At 35.6% G+C, this 14,523-nt stretch carries 12 protein-coding genes, 2 tRNA genes and 1 pseudogene; 13 read left to right on the forward strand and 2 right to left on the reverse strand.

Features of this window, described 5'->3' with window-relative positions; genetic code table 11:
- Positions 1-126: 126 nt before the first annotated feature.
- Positions 127-1,416, forward strand: a complete 1,290-nt coding sequence (locus C7J89_RS01555; protein ID WP_103294549.1) for an adenylosuccinate synthase — start codon at positions 127-129, stop codon at positions 1,414-1,416.
- 65 nt (positions 1,417-1,481) lie between these two features.
- Here the strand turns inward: C7J89_RS01555 and C7J89_RS01560 are convergent, their stop codons facing one another.
- Together C7J89_RS01560 and C7J89_RS01565 are read right to left on the reverse strand one after the other, a co-directional pair.
- Positions 1,482-2,690 (reverse strand): macrolide family glycosyltransferase, encoded by a 1,209-nt coding sequence (locus C7J89_RS01560; protein WP_103294548.1) that lies wholly within the window; start codon positions 2,688-2,690, stop codon positions 1,482-1,484.
- A gap of 172 nt (positions 2,691-2,862) precedes the next feature.
- Positions 2,863-3,207 (reverse strand): VOC family protein, encoded by a 345-nt coding sequence (locus C7J89_RS01565; RefSeq protein WP_103294547.1) that lies wholly within the window; start codon positions 3,205-3,207, stop codon positions 2,863-2,865.
- A 259-nt stretch (positions 3,208-3,466) separates the two neighbouring features.
- On the opposite strand from C7J89_RS01565, the gene isaB reads away from it, so the two are divergent.
- From isaB to rlmH, 12 genes and pseudogenes are all read left to right on the forward strand, one after another.
- On the forward strand, positions 3,467-3,985 hold the full coding sequence (gene isaB, locus C7J89_RS01570) for an immunodominant staphylococcal antigen IsaB family protein (RefSeq protein ID WP_103294546.1): 519 nt from the start codon (positions 3,467-3,469) through the stop codon (positions 3,983-3,985).
- Between the two features lie 233 nt (positions 3,986-4,218).
- Positions 4,219-4,293, forward strand: a tRNA-Glu gene (locus C7J89_RS01575).
- Between the two features lie 6 nt (positions 4,294-4,299).
- Positions 4,300-4,372 (forward strand) — tRNA-Asp (locus C7J89_RS01580).
- Between the two features lie 275 nt (positions 4,373-4,647).
- Positions 4,648-5,349 (forward strand): response regulator YycF, encoded by a 702-nt coding sequence (gene yycF, locus C7J89_RS01585; RefSeq protein ID WP_061854124.1) that lies wholly within the window; start codon positions 4,648-4,650, stop codon positions 5,347-5,349.
- 13 nt (positions 5,350-5,362) lie between these two features.
- Complete coding sequence (walK, locus tag C7J89_RS01590; RefSeq protein ID WP_061854123.1) at positions 5,363-7,192, forward strand: cell wall metabolism sensor histidine kinase WalK; 1,830 nt, start codon at positions 5,363-5,365, stop codon at positions 7,190-7,192.
- A complete protein-coding gene (locus C7J89_RS01595; protein WP_103294545.1) occupies positions 7,182-8,522 on the forward strand; it encodes a YycH family regulatory protein in 1,341 nt (446 codons plus the stop codon). The genes walK and C7J89_RS01595 overlap by 11 nt, the downstream gene beginning before the upstream one ends.
- Positions 8,523-9,311 carry a two-component system regulatory protein YycI gene (locus C7J89_RS01600; RefSeq protein ID WP_103294544.1) on the forward strand — a complete coding sequence of 263 codons (789 nt, stop codon included), beginning with the start codon at positions 8,523-8,525 and terminating at the stop codon, positions 9,309-9,311.
- Positions 9,312-9,374: 63 nt separating this feature from the next.
- Complete coding sequence (locus tag C7J89_RS13185) at positions 9,375-9,542, forward strand: hypothetical protein (protein WP_159031763.1); 168 nt, start codon at positions 9,375-9,377, stop codon at positions 9,540-9,542.
- Positions 9,543-9,557: 15 nt separating this feature from the next.
- A pseudogene (gene xylB, locus C7J89_RS01605) lies at positions 9,558-11,048 on the forward strand (xylulokinase).
- A 12-nt stretch (positions 11,049-11,060) separates the two neighbouring features.
- The gene (locus tag C7J89_RS01610; RefSeq protein WP_061854118.1) at positions 11,061-12,134 is read left to right on the forward strand and encodes an NAD(P)-dependent alcohol dehydrogenase; all 1,074 of its coding nucleotides are present in this window, start codon (positions 11,061-11,063) and stop codon (positions 12,132-12,134) included.
- Between the two features lie 555 nt (positions 12,135-12,689).
- The gene (locus C7J89_RS01615; protein ID WP_103294566.1) at positions 12,690-13,472 is read left to right on the forward strand and encodes an MBL fold metallo-hydrolase; all 783 of its coding nucleotides are present in this window, start codon (positions 12,690-12,692) and stop codon (positions 13,470-13,472) included.
- Between the two features lie 509 nt (positions 13,473-13,981).
- The gene (gene rlmH / locus C7J89_RS01620; protein ID WP_103294543.1) at positions 13,982-14,461 is read left to right on the forward strand and encodes a 23S rRNA (pseudouridine(1915)-N(3))-methyltransferase RlmH; all 480 of its coding nucleotides are present in this window, start codon (positions 13,982-13,984) and stop codon (positions 14,459-14,461) included.
- The last annotated feature ends 62 nt before the right edge of the window (positions 14,462-14,523 follow it).

Consider the following 14,523-nt stretch of genomic DNA (forward strand, 5'->3'; position numbering starts at 1 on the left):
GATGTTATAACTTTCAGTAATTTTTTAAAATGTGTGCAATTTTAATGTTCGATTTTTGTTTGCATTATCATCATTCTATTGGTAGAATACTTAATGGTTAAACGAGAAAAACTTGGAGGTGCTCATATGTCATCAATCGTAGTCGTTGGGACACAATGGGGAGACGAAGGTAAAGGTAAAATTACAGATTTCTTAGCAGAACAAGCAGATGTTATTGCACGATTTTCAGGTGGAAATAACGCAGGTCACACAATTAAGTTCGATGGAGAAACTTATAAATTACACTTAGTACCGTCTGGTATTTTTTACAAAGACAAATTAGCAGTTATCGGTAACGGTGTAGTAGTGGATCCAGTTGCATTATTGAAAGAATTAGATGGCCTTAATGACAGAGGAGTTTCTACTGATAATTTACGTATTTCAAATCGTGCGCAAGTTATTTTACCTTATCATTTAAAACAAGATGAGTATGAAGAGGAGCGCCGTGGAGATAACAAAATAGGCACAACTAAAAAAGGTATCGGTCCAGCTTATGTAGATAAAGCGCAACGTATTGGTATCCGTGTCGCAGATTTATTAAATAAAGAAACGTTTGAAGCACGTTTGAAAGAAAATATTGAATATAAAGATGCATATTTCAAAGGTATGTTCGGTAAAGAATGCCCATCATTTGATGAAATCTTTGAAGAATATTATGCAGCAGGTCAACGTTTAGCGCCTTACGTTACTGACACAGCTAAAGTGTTAGACGATGCATTCGTAGCTGACGAAAAAGTGTTGTTCGAAGGTGCACAAGGTGTAATGTTAGATATCGACCATGGTACATACCCATTCGTAACTTCTAGTAACCCAGTTGCTGGTAACGTTACTGTTGGTGGCGGTGTTGGCCCTACATTCGTATCTAAAGTTATTGGTGTATGTAAAGCATATACTTCTCGTGTAGGCGATGGTCCATTCCCTACAGAATTATTTGATGCTGATGGTGAACATATCCGTGAAGTTGGTCGTGAATATGGTACGACTACAGGACGTCCTCGTCGTGTAGGCTGGTTTGACTCAGTAGTATTACGTCATTCTCGTCGTGCAAGTGGTATTACTGACCTTTCAATTAACTCAATCGATGTCTTAACAGGTTTAGATACAGTTAAGATTTGTACAGCTTATGAATTAGATGGTAAAGAAATCACTGAATATCCAGCTAATTTAAATGAGTTACAACGTTGCAAACCAATTTTTGAAGAATTGCCAGGTTGGACTGAAGACGTTACAAGCTGTCGTACTTTAGACGAACTCCCTGATAATGCACGTAACTATTTAGAACGTATTTCTGAATTATGTAACGTACGCATTTCAATTTTCTCTGTTGGCCCAGACCGTAATCAAACAAACTTAATTCAACCACTTTGGGAAAAATAAGTTTTAATTAATAAAAAGAACCCTGTAAATGACGTTTAACGACGCATCTACAGGGTTTTATTATGTTATTGGTATTGTTTGTCACGGAAGTCTAAAATAGCTTGTGCGCCTACCTCATAGCCAGGTTGTGTATGAGTTTGCACATTTTTTACTTGTTCAATGTTTTGTTGATAAGTTTGTCGATGCGCTAACATGTCTTTGACAGTGTTTGCTAACTGTTCGGCTGTAATTACATTTGCATCTAGTTGCTGTCCTATTTTTAAATGTTCTATTTGATGCGCGACGACTGGTTGATCAGCACTTTGTGGGAAAGCGAGTAACGGTACATTTAACATAATTGCTTCGTTTGTACTGTTCATACCTGCGTGTGTTAAGAAAAGGTCGGCATGCTGTAACACTTCAACTTGAGGTACATAGTCTTTAATAATAACGTTGTCCGGTATGGTATCGAAATCTTCGGCTTTATTTGTTTTGCCAATAGACACAATTACCGTCGCATCAATGTTTGCTAGCGCAGAGAAACATTTGTTGAAAAAGGCTACATTCTGATTGAATACTGTGCCTAAAGAGACGTAAATAAGTGGACGGTTTGTATTCACATTATCCATAAAACCTGAAGGCTTAGGTGGTAATACTGAAGGTCCTACAAAATTAAATTTAGTACTGTCGAAGGCGTCATATTCGAGTTGGAAACCTTTTGTGACGAATGAAATATTAAAATCGCCAGGGTTATTCATAACTTCATGTCGTGACGGAACTTTTACGTCGTATGTTTGTTCGACATGTTCTTTTAATGTATCGAAGACAAGATTGGCAGATTCTAGTTCATCTTGTTCTAATTGTGAAGCCATGAAATTAGCAAAACTATCAAACATAGGTTTAGTTTTAGCAAACGAAGTAATTGCTGACACAGTAGGGATATTGAATTTTTGAGCGATTAAATAGCCACAACTGAACATTGAATCATAAATTAAATAATCGTAATGCTCGTCTTTAGTTTCTTCTAAAATTTGAGGGATAATGACATCTGCAGTTTTTAATAAACCATTGATAACATGAAATAAATGAGTTAAGCCAAAAGAAGTGAAAGCCGAAACTAATTTATCAGTGGAGATAGTACGAATTTCGACGCCTGTATCTTTGAATTTATCTACGTATTGATCCCCCATATAATAGACTACTTCTTCGCCTCGTTCTACTAACGCCTTACATAACGCAATAGTGGGATTAATGTGACCTTCTGAACCGGTATTTATGAATAAAACTTTTGCCATTGATAATGCCTCCTATGATGTAATATTAGATAATTTTATCAAATGTCATTGAAAACAAAAAAGATTTTAATTTTATTAATTTCTATTTCAAAGTTAAATTTACTAAACACATAAAATAAACCTCTGCCATTAGGTCAGTCAGAAGTTTGTCGGTAGGGAGACTACCGTACGTTTAATGTGATAGCACTTCAATCATAAAATTACCAGGTGCTTTAATGTAAAAAATATAGCCATGAGGTGTTTGTTTAGGAGATGGTACTTTATAACCATCTGCTTTAATACGATCATGTATACGGTCAACATCTGACGTGGTAGGTTGAGGGAAACCAATATGGAAGGTTTTAGGATATGTGACATCCTTGCCTTGCATTAATGTTAAGATAAAACCTTCTGGGCTTACTAAAACCTCTGGATTGCCGCCTTTTTCTGTTTTCATCTCAAAATCAAAATAAGTTATAAAGAAATCGCGCGTCGTTGCTACTACTTCGACTGTTAAGTTTAAATGTTTTAATTCCACAATTTACCTCCTATAAATATGTATATGGATATTTTAAGCGAGACTAATTTCATGAACAATTCGTAAATAGATGGAGTTATTTAGAAAATAAAATAACTCATTAAGCGAAATAAAAACTTTAAATATATGATTTATTAGGTAAGTATATCTTATACTACTAAAGATGTATCTTTTGTTGTTTAGCACAATATTAATTGATATTTATATAAAGTAAACGTAATATAATGGAGTAACTACTTAACTTAAAGGAGATATACCCATGAATAAACTATCAAAAATTAGCATTGCGACAGGATTAGTAGCAACAACACTTTTTAGTACCGCAGTAAGTTCACAATTACCAAACAATGAAATTCACGCAGCAACAAAACCTTACTATCATTACACAGGTACAATAGGTAAGCACAGTAATTTCATTTTAGATAAAAACTTCATAAATGCAGTAAAAGCACACAACGTTACAATTAATGGTTATCATATTTATGCTGACACACCAAGTGCCGAGAAATATCAAAAAATAGCAAAACAAAAAACGGTTTATGATCAAAAAATTAATACTTTTGAAAAACATAAAGCAATACAAGTAACATTCCCAGTAGCTAAAAAATCTGTTTCAGAAAAAGCTTTAATGAAACATTACGGTAACGGTAAAGTTGTAAAATTAAAAAATGGCAGTCGTCAAATCGACTATTCATTAAAAGGTAATAATATACGTTTTATCGTTAAAGATGGCTATGTAACGCAAACTCAATTAGGTACACATATAGGTACTAATTAATATATCTGCTTAGGCTAGAACATTATAAAGTGTTTTAGCCTAAAATATTTTATGGGTAAAAGCAAGGACAAAGTCGTAAAGCATTATTTTTTCATTTTAACGGGTTTAAATAGTAGTTAAAAATTGTACTATGTTACACCATTTATGATTATGAAAAATTTAAAGAAAAAAATTAAAAAAATAGCTTGTCATCATTCATGAGAGTTGCTATAATTATTTTTGTGCTTACGACAGGCTCCTTGGTCAAGCGGTTAAGACACCGCCCTTTCACGGCGGTAACACGGGTTCGAGTCCCGTAGGAGTCACCATTTTTTGGTCTCGTAGTGTAGCGGTTAACACGCCTGCCTGTCACGCAGGAGATCGCGGGTTCGATTCCCGTCGAGACCGTATATGCCCATCCAATAGGATGGGCATTTTTTTATACTTTTTTAATAAACAAGCATATTTATAACACGATTAAGCATAAATATGTATGGTAAATTTGCAATAATTTACAAAATAGTTTAGAAATGAAACATGTAATGCTATTATTATATAATCTATAAATTTACTTTTTTGTTTGTATAAATAGAATTAGCACGTCATAAATGGTAAATTATATAATAGAGTAATGTGTAGACAAAGAAAAATAATTACACAATTGAGAAATGAGGTCTATATATATGGCTAGAAAAGTTGTTGTAGTCGATGATGAAAAACCAATTGCTGATATTCTAGAATTCAACTTAAAAAAAGAAGGTTACGAAGTATATTGCGCTTACGATGGTAATGATGCGGTAGACTTAATATATGATGAAGAACCAGATATTGTACTGTTAGACATTATGTTACCAGGCCGTGATGGTATGGAAGTTTGTCGTGAAGTACGTAAAAAATTCGAAATGCCAATCATTATGTTAACTGCGAAAGACTCTGAAATTGATAAAGTTTTAGGTCTAGAGTTGGGTGCAGATGACTACGTGACGAAACCGTTTAGTACACGTGAATTAATTGCACGTGTGAAAGCAAACTTACGTCGTCATTATTCACAACCTGCGCAAGAGGTTAATGATGAAACAAATGAAATTGTTATCAAAGATATTACGATATATCCAGATGCGTATTCAATTAAAAAACGTGGTGAAGACATCGAGTTAACACACCGTGAATTTGAATTATTCCATTATTTATCAAAACATATGGGTCAAGTAATGACACGTGAACATTTATTACAAACTGTTTGGGGCTATGACTATTTTGGTGACGTACGTACAGTAGACGTAACAATCCGTCGTTTACGTGAAAAAATCGAGGACGATCCATCACATCCAGAGTACATTGTGACACGTCGTGGCGTTGGATATTTCCTCCAACAACACGAATAGAGGCCTATAATTAATGAAATGGCTGAAACATTTTCAATCCTTACACACGAAGCTTGTTATTGTCTATGTATTGTTAATCGTTATCGGTATGCAAATCATCGGTTTGTATTTTACCAATAGTCTAGAAAAAGAATTAACACAAACATTTAAAAATAATATTTCACAATATGCGAAACAAATCGAAATTAATATAGAAAAAGTCTACGATGATGATGATTCTGTCAATGCACAGAAAGAAGTCCAAAACTTGTTAAATGAGTATGCCAACCGTCAAGAAATTGGAGAAATTCGGTTCATTGATAAGGATCAAATCATTATGGCTACGTCTAAGCAGTCTACCCGTAGTCTAATAAATCAAAAAGTGAACGATAACTCTATTCAAAAAGCGTTATCACTCGGTGAAGCAAACAGCCATACGATGTTGAAAGACTATGGAAATGGTAAGCAACGTATGTGGGTGTATAATTTGCCGGTCAAAACGTCTAAAGGCACTATCGGTGTCATTTACATAGAAGCAGACATTAACGACGTTTATAATCAATTAAGTAACATTAACCAAATCTTTATCATTGGTACAGGTATATCGTTATTAATTACGGTTATTCTTGGTTTCTTTATTGCCCGAACAATTACGAAGCCAATTACGGATATGCGTAACCAAACGGTAGAGATGTCTAAAGGTAACTATACACAACGTGTGAAAATATATGGTAATGACGAAATCGGTGAACTCGCCTTAGCGTTTAATAACTTATCCAAGCGAGTGCAAGAGGCACAAGCTAATACCGAAAGTGAAAAAAGGCGATTGGACTCCGTTATTACGCATATGAGTGATGGTATTATTGCCACAGATAGACGTGGTCGTATACGTATCGTCAATGACATGGCATTAAAAATGATGGGTACGACTAAAGAAGATATTACAGGTTACTTTATGTTGAACGTTTTAGGGTTAGAAGAAGATTTCTCACTCGACGAAATTCAAGAAAGTAACGATAGCTTCTTATTAGATATTAACGAAGCGGAAGGCATCATTGCCCGAGTGAGCTTTAGTACGATCGTCCAAGAAACGGGCTTCGTGACAGGTTATATTGCCGTGCTTCATGACGTAACTGAACAACAACAAGTTGAACGTGAACGTCGTGAATTCGTAGCCAATGTATCTCACGAATTACGTACACCATTAACTTCTATGAATAGTTATATCGAAGCATTAGAAGAAGGCGCATGGAAAGACGATGATCTCGCACCTCAATTCTTAAACGTAACGAGAGAAGAAACAGAACGTATGATTCGACTCGTTAATGACTTGTTACAACTGTCTAAAATGGACAATGAATCTGACCAAATTACGAAAGAAATCGTCGACTTTAACATGTTTATTAATAAGATAATTAATCGACATGAGATGGCAGCAAAAGATACTTCATTTGTACGTGAAATTCCAAATGAAACAATCTTTACTGAAATCGATCCAGATAAGATGACACAAGTATTTGATAACGTTATTACCAATGCAATGAAATATTCTCGTGGTGATAAACGTGTCGAGTTCCACGTGAAACAAAACGCACTTTATAATCGTATGACGATTCGTATTAAAGATAACGGTATCGGTATTCCTATTAATAAAGTAGATAAAATATTCGATCGTTTCTATCGTGTAGACAAAGCGCGTACACGTAAAATGGGTGGTACTGGTTTAGGTCTTGCGATTTCAAAAGAAATTGTCGAGGCACATAATGGTCGTATATGGGCGAACAGTGTTGAAGGCCAAGGTACGTCAATCTTTATTACACTTCCTTGTGAAGTAATCGAAGATGGTGATTGGGATGCGGAGTAAAGAGTTATTTAAAACGATTATCCTGACACTACTTGTCCTAATGAGTGCTGTTCTAACATATATGACGTGGAACTTTTCACCTGATTTAGCAAACGTTAATAGTCATGACAATAAAGATAAACATACGAATACGATTGGTAAGCCTTTAAAAGGTGGCATGCCACAAGTAATTACGCCATATCAAATTATCCATTCTAATGGGGATAAGACGGAAGGTATGGATGCGACGAAAAGCAATGTAAAAGCATTGACTAAACCGTTAAAAGACCAACGTGTAACTCATTCTGAACGTATGCACAGTCAGCATAACTTAATTATTCCTGATTTAAGCAATGATTTTGTTGTGCTTGATTTTACGTATCAAATGCCTTTAGCGACATATTTAGGCCAAGTATTAAATATTAACGCGAAAGTACCCAATCATTTTAATTTCAACCGCTTACTGATTGATAAAGATCATAACGGCAAATTAAAATTATATGCGATTAGTAAAGATAGACACGAAGTCGTTCGTATGACAACGACGGCTAAAAGCTCTAAGATGGCACAAGCATTAGAAGAAAGTGATAAGGCGATGCGCCCATATTCAGACATTATCACGAATAAAGACACTATCGATAAAGCTACGCATATTTTTGCGCCAGAAAAGCCTAAAAAATTAAAAACGTATCGTACGATTTATAACCGTATTAGTGTAGATGCAATGAACTCAATTTTATTTAATGATTCTGTCGTTGTACGAAGCGCTAATAACGGCACGACGACTTACAACAACAACACTGGTGTAGCAAACTATAATGATCAATCAGAAAAGTACCGTTACACTAACTTGTCTGAAGATGAAGACAAGACGAAAAACATGAAAGAAACAATACCGAGTACATTTAATTATATCAATGGTCATGGCGGATTTACTGATGACTTTAGATTGTTCAGTACCGACAACGACACAGGAGAATTAACATATCAATTATTCTTAAATGGACGCCCAACATTCAACACAGATAATTTAAACCAAATAAAAGTAGCTTGGGGTAAAAAAGGCATATTCGGTTACGCAAGAGCGTTATTAAAAACAAACGTTACAATTGATAGTGGTGGCGATAGTGAAACTTCACTACCAGGTGCCGAAGAAGTTCGTGCTTCCTTAGCCAATAATCCACAACTGGATTTTGAAAAAGTAACGAATATCGCGCTCGGTTATACGATGAACGATAAACCAGATAATAAAGACATCGAAATTCAACGTAACAGTGAGTTTAAACCACAATGGTATGTTGAATATAACGGCAAATGGCATCCATACTCTAAAAATGGGGGGCTAGAATAAATGAACTGGAAACGTGCAAAAACATTATTTATCTTCGTATTTATTCTAGTAAATATTAGCTTAATCATTATTTATATCGATAAAGTTAATAAATCCCACATTAGCGAAAGTGATAGCGACAACAAAGTGAATTTTAAACAAGAAGAGATCACTATACCTAATAATCTTCAGAGTGTGAAAGGCGTTAAAATGCAACTTATAACCGCTCGTACAAAAGACTTCACAGACTATGCCAAAAATAAAAAAGGCGTAGAGAGTGATGCAAATGGTGATATCGCTAAGTCTGACTTAGACCATCATATTAGCGTGAGTAAAGACAGTTTCACTAACTTGAAAAATTATATTAAAGATAACGTATATAAAGGTGATAGTTACGCGATGAGCGATGTAACAGATGACAAAGTTATCCTTGAACAAACGTATAACGCTTTTCCAATTATGAATAATAATAAGGCGCAGCTGACGTTTGATTTAAACAAACATAAACAAGCAACAAAATATAAACAAACAGCCATGGAGACTATCAAACCATCCAAAGGCGAAAACAACGAAAAGAAACAAGTCATCAGCGCAAGATCAGCCATCGAATCTTTATATTATAACCGTTATCTGAAACATAAAGACGAAGTGACCCAAGTAAGACTCGGATACTACACGGTCGTAAAAGAACCGAACGTCCAAGTATTAGAAGGTAACTGGGAAATTAAAGTGAAACATAAAGGTCAAAACAAGACGAAAACATATTACGTCGAAGCGGTTAGCCAAAGCCCTAAAATCATCGAAGAATAGTTTGTAATAAGAGCGAAGCATAGGAATTATGCTTCGCTTTTTTTGTTAGGTGAATGTTTTAATTTGAGAAATATTAATGGGTTAAATGACATAACTATATGCACAATATGTTACTTTATAGGTGCAATCATTACGTACTTCATTAAAGTTTATCAACCAAGTATTGATAAACAACGCGGAGAATTGTCTCATATCCGTCACGATGAACGTACACAGCAAATTAATAGTTAAGATAAGAGGGATATAATGGAAAACGTCGTATTAGGTATCGATTTAGGAACGAGTTCAGTTAAAACTATAGCAGTCAATAAACAAGGTGAAGTTATTACTACCGTAAGTGAACCGTTAGAACTTATACAAAATTTCCCGGGATATAATGAACAAGATCCAGAGGCATGGTTTGAAGCTACTAAAAAAACCATCACAGCAATTACTCAAGATTCAGCGATGCAAGATAAACGCATCGAAGGCATATCATTTTCAGGACAAATGCATGGTCTTGTACCACTAGATAAATCACGCAACCTCATTCGTAATGCTATTTTATGAAATGACACACGTACAACAGAACAATGCGAGCAACTAGCACAACGTTATGGTGATACATTATTAAAAAATCCTATTTTAGAAGGATTTACTTTACCAAAATTATTATGGCTAAAACAACATGAACCAGATAACTGGAACAAGTTAGACGTCTTTGTCTTACCTAAAGATTACGTCAGGTATCGTTTAACTGGTGAACTGCATATGGAATATAGCGATGCAGCGGGAACGTTACTATTAGACCCTGAGACGAACGAATGGGCGGAAGACATCGCGAGCGACCTTGAACTAGGCGATATCTTTCCACCGCTTGTAACTTCTCATTGTCGAGTTGGCGAAGTTACTGATGCGTTATTGACCGAATTAGGTTTGGAAGAAGAAATAGCCGTCTTTGCTGGAGGCGCAGATAATGCATGTGGCGCGTTAGGTGCAGGTGTCATCAATGAAGATCAAACACTATGTAGCATTGGGACATCGGGCGTAATATTAGCACCTGAAAATAGTGAAGGGTTGAATTACGGTCATAACATTCATTATTTTAAACACGTTTTACCCGATACTGCATACGCAATGGGTGTGACGTTAAGTGCAGGTTACAGTTTAAATTGGTTCAAAGAAACTGTATTCCCAGAAACTTCATTTGAAGACATGATAGAAGCGGCGTCAAAAACAAATATCGGTGCCAATGGATTAATTTATGCACCCTATATACAAGGAGAACGTACACCACACGGCGATGCTACAGTTCGAGGTAGCTTTATCGGCTTAAGTGGTTCAACGACAGCAGGACAAATGGCACGTGCAACAATTGAAGGTATTACTTACGCACTTTATGAAGCGATTGTCTTTATGCGTCAAGCAGGTAAATCAATCGACCATATCATTTCTATTGGCGGAGGTGCTAAAAGTGAATTTTGGCTACAACTCCAAGCAGACGTCTTTAATACCAAAGTAAGTAAATTAAATTATGAAGAAGGGCCAGGCATGGGCGCCGCAATGTTGGCAGCAGTAGGGCTAGAATGGTTCGATTCATTCGAAGATTGCGCGAAGCAGTTTATAAAAACAAGTAACACTTATACGCCTAACGAAGATAATCATCAGCGCTATATACAGTATTTTGAAATTTATCGTCAAGTTTATGCACAAACAAAAGATTTATCACGCCAACTTTTAGCAATTGAACAAAATTAGGAGGAATTTATAATGGCACAACAAATACCACAAAAAATGAACATTTCATTACTTAATAAACCTTTCGATATGGAATTAAAAGAAGTAGACGTACCAGAAATTGGACCACATGATGTCTTAGTCAAAGTTATGGCTGTAGGCGTTTGTGGTTCAGACGTTCACTATTATGAACACGGCAGAGTAGGAGAATTCGTCGTAGAAAAACCACTTATTTTAGGCCATGAATGTGCAGGCATCGTTGCAGACGTCGGATCAGCAGTAACTAAATTTAAAGTAGGTGACCGAGTAGCAATCGAACCAGGAGTAACATGTGGGGAATGTGAATACTGTAAAGCAGGACAATATAATCTTTGCCCACACGTAGAATTTTTAGCAACACCACCAATCGATGGCGCATTCAGTCAATATATTAGCCATCCGGAAGGCTTTTTATTCCACATTCCTGATTCAATGACATACGAACAAGCAACATTGAATGAACCATTTTCAGTAGGCATTCAAGCATGTAAACGTGCAAACGTTCAGCCAGGTTCAACGGTAGTCATTATGGGTATGGGACCAGTTGGCTTAATGGCTGTCGTTGCAGCTAAAGCCTTTGGTGCGACTAATATTATCGTGTCTGACCTAGAACAAATCCGTTTAGACGAAGCATTAAAACTCGGTGCGACACACGCAATTGATATTAAAAAAGAAGACGTTAACGAACGCATTAAAGAAATCACAGATGGTGACGGCGTAAACTACGCCATTGAAACTGCAGGTAATCCGACAGCACTAAAAAATGCATTAGGTTCATTAAAAAATGGCGGTACACTTGCTATCGTTGGTTTACCACAACAAGAAACAAACGACCTAAATATCCCATTTATTGCTAACCATGAAATTAACATCGTAGGTATTTTCAGATATGCCAACACATATCAAATGGGTGTAGAAATGTTAAATTCAACAGCTGCAGATCTAGATTCAATGTTTACAGATGAATACAATTTAGAAGATGCACAACAAGCTATGGAACAAGCACGTACAAACAAAAGCGGTTCATTGAAAGTGATGGTTTATCCAAATGGCAAACCTGTAGAGTAAGATTTGAGGTTTGAGGTTGATAGAGATGAAACTTTTGCAGAATTCGTGAGTGAGATTTAGATATGAATCATTAGCAATAAGTCTGGAGCATAATATTAGCTTCAGGCTTATTTTTATATTGGTAGTAGATGACTGAATTGAAGTTGCACTTGTATCAAGCTTTTTGAACTTTAGTCATTGTGGACGATGCGGGGATACAATCTTATTTATTCCAATAAGATTTTTGAGCCGCTCTTTTTTATGTATATGTGGATAAGTAGTGCAGTTTTGAACAAACAATAATTACAAAATTGTAGTTGTTGTATAGGCATAAAGTAACTTGTTATAGTATAATATAATAGTGTTTTTACGAACGGAGTAATATTAATACTGACAACTCATAGATATACATGAATCACATACGACAGTCGTGGAATGTGAACAGTCGAAGCGGTTGTACGATATGTAAGTTTTAAAGGGAAGACTACAGGAACAGTGCAGTAAGAATGCACGTAGTGTAGATATTAAAAATTGTAGTAGTTTAAAGATTAGAAAGGGTGAAATCGCTTGATACGAATGAGTGTATTAGCGAGTGGTAGTACGGGAAATGCCACTTATGTGGAAAGTGATAAAGGCAGTTTACTCGTAGACGTAGGTCTAACTGGTAAAAAAATGGAAGAACTATTTGGACAAATAGACAAAAAAATAGAAGATTTAAACGGCATACTTGTTACACATGAACACATAGACCACATCAAAGGTCTAGGCGTGCTAGCACGTAAATATAAATTACCAATTTATGCCAACGAAAAAACTTGGACAGCAATAGATAAAAAGGATGGCAAAATACCTATGGATCAGAAATTTATTTTTAATCCATACGATACTCAATCTATTGCAGGATTTGATATAGAGTCATTTAATGTATCTCACGATGCGATTGACCCTCAATTTTACATTTTCCATAACAATTATAAGAAATTCACTATCTTAACAGATACAGGCTACGTATCAGACCGCATGAAAGGCATGATTCAAGGCAGTGATGCGTTTATGTTCGAAAGCAATCACGATGTCGATATGTTACGCATGTGCCGTTATCCTTGGAAAACGAAACAACGTATATTAGGCGATATGGGCCACGTATCGAACGAAGATGCTGGACATGCCATGACAGACGTAATCACTGGTAGTACGAAACGCATCTATTTATCACATTTATCACAAGATAATAATATGAAAGATTTAGCACGTATGAGCGTTGCCCAAGTATTGAATGAAAATGATATCGATACAGATCGTGAAGTCATACTATGCGATACAGATAAGGCAGAAGCGACACCTATTTATACATTGTAGAAGATTAGTTGGTGGGTGCTGTTATAGAGGAGCTGAGACATGATAAGATGTCTCAGCTTTTTTATATCAAAATTCAGATTATAGATATGGTACAATATAATAAAAATAAAGCATTATAATATTTGAGAGATAGAACTATTTTAGTATGAAAATGATAAGTTAGTCATAATTTTAAGGTGAAATAACTTAATTTTTCTAAATTGCTTTGTAATAGTATATTAAGCCATTGTAAATCAATGTGTATAACTATGTAAGACAACCACGAAGTTATCCACTGTTTTGTGCATAGTTATCCAGAGTTGTGCACAATTCACAGAGAAATACCCACATTATACACAGAGTTATCCACAAATACACAAGTTATCCCCGGAATTTGTAGTACAAAATTGTAAAAAGTGTAAAGTATGTTTATTCAATAATGGTATAATTAGAGGGAAATGTGTGAATAAGTGTATAACTTGTGGATAAGTCTAATAACTTATGATTATTCAAGATATTTGGAGGATAATATGAAAATAACAATACTGACCGTAGGCAAACTTAAAGAGAAATATTGGAAACAAGCTATCGCAGAATACGAAAAACGCCTCGGAGTCTACACCAAAATAGAAGTCATTGAAGTGGCAGACGAAAAAGCACCCGAAAACATGAGCGATAAAGAAATAGAACAAGTAAAAGCGAAAGAAGGCCAACGCTTACTAAGCAAAATCAAAGATCAAGCCACCGTCATCACACTAGAAATCAAAGGCAATATGCTGACATCAGAAGGTTTAGCGAAAGAGATAGAACGCCGCATGACCCAAGGCCAAAGCGACTTCGTATTTATTATCGGCGGCTCTCACGGCCTACACCAAGACGTCCTAAACAGAAGCAACTACAGCCTGTCATTCAGCAAGATGACCTTCCCCCACCAAATGATGCGTGTCGTACTAATCGAACAAATCTACAGAGCATTTAAGATAATGCGGGGAGAGACATATCACAAATAAAACTAAAAAATAGGTTGTATGTAACTCACTTTGAAATTGATTGAATATATAGTATCTTTAAT

This window comes from Staphylococcus kloosii (assembly GCF_003019255.1).
In the GTDB taxonomy this organism is placed as follows: domain Bacteria; phylum Bacillota; class Bacilli; order Staphylococcales; family Staphylococcaceae; genus Staphylococcus; species Staphylococcus kloosii.